At 41.5% G+C, this 3,360-nt stretch carries 3 protein-coding genes; 2 read left to right on the top strand and 1 reads right to left on the bottom strand.

Annotation, left to right across the window (positions count from 1 at the left end; all coding sequences use genetic code 11):
• Positions 1-237: 237 nt before the first annotated feature.
• Positions 238-651 carry an Rrf2 family transcriptional regulator gene (locus LD39_RS19385; RefSeq protein ID WP_035552114.1) on the bottom strand — a complete coding sequence of 138 codons (414 nt, stop codon included), beginning with the start codon at positions 649-651 and terminating at the stop codon, positions 238-240.
• 300 nt (positions 652-951) lie between these two features.
• Between LD39_RS19385 and LD39_RS19380 the strand changes: the two genes are divergently transcribed.
• Positions 952-2,238: an ABC transporter substrate-binding protein gene (locus LD39_RS19380; protein WP_035552111.1), complete on the top strand. Its 1,287-nt coding sequence runs from the start codon at positions 952-954 to the stop codon at positions 2,236-2,238.
• Positions 2,239-2,297: 59 nt separating this feature from the next.
• Entirely contained in the window at positions 2,298-3,248 is a 951-nt protein-coding gene (locus LD39_RS19375) for a carbohydrate ABC transporter permease (RefSeq protein ID WP_035552108.1), read from the top strand.
• The last annotated feature ends 112 nt before the right edge of the window (positions 3,249-3,360 follow it).

Below are 3,360 nucleotides of genomic sequence, written 5' to 3'. Positions count from 1 at the left end.
CTCCTGTGGGATTCAAAGGGACAGGTGAGACCCCGGAAGGCGGAGCCTGAGGAGGCTCAGCGCCCGCCCACGGAAAAGCGAGTGAATTCCCGGCACTCCTTTCTCTGTCCAAGGCAACGGAAACAGCCATTATCTTGAAACTGAGTCTTCAACAATCGGGAGCTTTATAATAATAGAAATCAACAACATGATTGATCAGAGCCAAATAAAAAAACGAAACCATGGAAGGCTTCGTTTTTATCGTTTCATTAGATCAGCTATTGTTTTTTGTTCTAACCCTTCTATTATCCAGCCTTCCATTTCATCCCGCAGCTCAAAAAGAGCATCTCTGGTGGGAGGAGCAAAGCATTCTTTGCTTTCTACGTCCAGGAATCCTTTGGGGAACGTTTCCGCCCTCATGGCATCATACACTTCAGAAAGAGTTATTTCGTTTGGGTTCTTCACTAAGGAATATCCACCGTCTCTTCCTTCTTTAGCCTGGATTAAACCGGCCTTCACTAAATGAGTTAAGATCTTTCTTAAAAATACAGATTTGGATTCAAGTTTTTCTGCTAGTTTACCGCTCGGGCACAGGCCTTCGTTACTGGCTAGAACAATGAGAGCCTGGAGAGCCATTCCAAACCATCGTGTACTAGATACTTTTTCTGCCATACGTTTCACCTCTTCGTCCTTCTCTATTTTGAGTCATAGTTGAAATAAAGTCAAAGCCAATAGGGGAAAGGAAGGACTTTATAGTATTTAACGAAACCGGTTTACTAAAAACATGCTAAACTTTGTTGATTTTTCTGAAAAAAGTATTGAAAACGGATTCATTTATGGTTATAATCAACCCAACGCATCAAATCAATTGATTTTTTTTAGCTGTTTAACGAAACCGGTTTCGTTAAATGGCGTTCATTGATCTAAGGTGAAAAACAGGGACTAGGAAGTCTATATGGAGGGGTTAATTAAATGAATCTGAAAAAAAGTTTGCTGGCTGTTTTGTTAATTAGTTTGAGCGCATTTCTTTTTGCGTGTAGCGGAGGAGAAGATTCTGCATCTGGTGAAGGTCAAGACGGAGAAAAGGTTACGTTAGATTTTTGGGTGTTCGGGGCTACGAACTATGAAGCATTAGCTAAAGAATATGAAAAAGAAAATCCAAATGTAAAAATCAATGTGAAGACGTCTGAACTAGGCGATCACCACAACAGTCTGTTTACAGCAATTTCTGCTGGGACAGGTGCTCCGGATTTAGCGATGATTGAAGTGGATCAGTTAGATCGCTACCGTGAAGCACAAGATCGTTTCGTGAACTTATATGATTTAGGTGCTGAAGAGATTCAAGATCAATACTTAGATTGGAAATGGAATGGAGCAGAAAATGCGGAAGGCGATTTCCTTTTCGGTCTTCCAACAGATATCGGTCCAAAAGCAATGTACTATCATACAGATGTTTTTGAGAAAGCAAGTCTGCCAACAGATCCGGATAAAGTAAGCGAGGTCATCTCGACTCCTGAAGAGTTCAAAGATGCAGCGAAGAAAGTCCTTGATGAGACGGGTCAGCCGATGGTAGACAGCATGGAAATGGCTTTTCGTGCTCATATGGATGCTTTGAAAGTTAGTTACTTTAACCGTGATGGTGAACTATTGATTGACCAGCCTGATAATGGCGTAAAAGAAGCGTATGATTTTGCGGTTGATTTAGATCAAGAGGGTTACGTTGGTAATTTTGAAATGTGGACACCTGAATGGGCGAATGCTTTGAACAAAGGCGGTTTCGCTGTCGAAATGGCACCAGCCTGGTTGAAAGGATACATGACAGAAAATGCTCCTGAAGGCGCTGGTAAATGGCGTGTAACGACATTACCGACGCAATTTGCTGGTAACTGGGGCGGCTCTTATGTAGCGATTCCTGCTGAAACAGAGCATAGCAAAGAGGCGTATAAATTCTCTAAATGGCTTCTATCTCCGGAAAATCAATTGAAATCGTTTGTTGAAAGTGGACTATTCCCATCTGCACCATCTGTGTATGAGATGGAAGAGTTCAAGAATAATTCTGATGAATATTTCGGTGGCCAAAATACAGCCAAATACTTTGCTGAAGCAGCAAAACAAATTCCTGAAGTTTACAAAGGACCAAAATACGTGACTGTGAACAATGAAATCTTAACAGCATTAAGAAATGTTCAAGAAGGCGGAGATCCTGAGAAAGAGTGGAACGACGCTGTCAAACGTATCGAAGATTTGCTTAAACGATAAAGTCAGTTGGGCTGGATGGAACGTTCATCTAGCCCTCATTACATAAGGGGGTAATAAGGTTGGAAAATGTGCATAAACAAGCAAGGGCCTCTACTGCTAAAGCCAGCAAACTTTCTGAGAAGAAGAAAGATATGATCTCGGGTTATCTATATGTGGCTCCTTTCTTTATCGTCTTCGGCATCATCGGTCTTTATCCAGCCATTTTCAGCATTGTTCTTGCTTTTCAGAAGTGGAATGGCCTAGGGGAAATGGAATTTGTAGGAATGAACAACTTTATGATTGTTCTGCAAGATCCTTTATTTTGGAAGTCGTTATATAACACCGTCATTATTGGGTTGATGGGGACAGCCCCCCAATTGATTGTAGGAATTATTCTTGCTTATTTCTTGAATATGGCTGTCATTCGATTCACGAACTTTTTCAGGGTGACAATTTTCATGCCATACATTACCTCTATGGTAGCTGTGGCGTTAGTGTTTGGCGTATTCTTCAGCAGTGATGAAAGTGCGCTTGCTAACTACGTGATCGGATTGTTCGGTGTAGACCCTGTCAGTTGGAAAACTTCGGAGTGGGGCGCGAAAATTGCGATTTCGCTGATGGTCTTTTGGCGTTGGGTCGGTTATAACACAATCATCTACTTAGCTGGCCTGCAAAGTATTCCGAAAGATTTATATGAGGCAGCTACGATTGATGGAGCGAACAAAGTGCAGCAATTCTTCCATATCACGGTTCCTTTATTAAAGCCATTTATTGTACTGACCGTTTTCATGTCTACGGTAGGAGCTCTTCAACTTTTTGCAGAGCCAACGGTATTCTTAGGCTCATCTGCATTCAGTCGTGATGAAGCAATGACCGTCGTTATGTACTTGTATCGAGATGCTTTCAATTTAGGTTCATTTGGTACAGCTTCTGCTACAGCCGTGTTGTTATTAATTATCATCGTCGGAGCAGCGGCACTAAATACATGGTTGACTTCTGGAGCAGGCAACAAGAAGAAGAGAGGTGTGTAAGACTATGAAACAAACAGGTAAAAAGCGGTTTAATTCTAGTACATTTCCGGTTTATGTAGTCCTAACCATTGCATCTCTATTATCTCTGTTCCCATTTTATTGGATGTTTGTG

Origin of the sequence: Halobacillus sp. BBL2006 (assembly GCF_000786645.1) — a bacterium.
In the GTDB taxonomy this organism is placed as follows: domain Bacteria; phylum Bacillota; class Bacilli; order Bacillales; family Halobacillaceae; genus Halobacillus.
The sequence above is the reverse complement of the archived record's forward strand: the minus strand, read 5'-3'. Positions and strand labels throughout refer to the sequence as shown.

Bases quoted from the DNA above. Each gene is read 5' to 3' on its own strand.
- LD39_RS19385 (WP_035552114.1), bottom strand. From the start codon at position 651: ATGGCAGAAAAAGTATCTAGTACACGATGGTTTGGAATGGCTCTCCAG.
- LD39_RS19380 (WP_035552111.1), top strand. From the start codon at position 952: ATGAATCTGAAAAAAAGTTTGCTGGCTGTTTTGTTAATTAGTTTGAGC.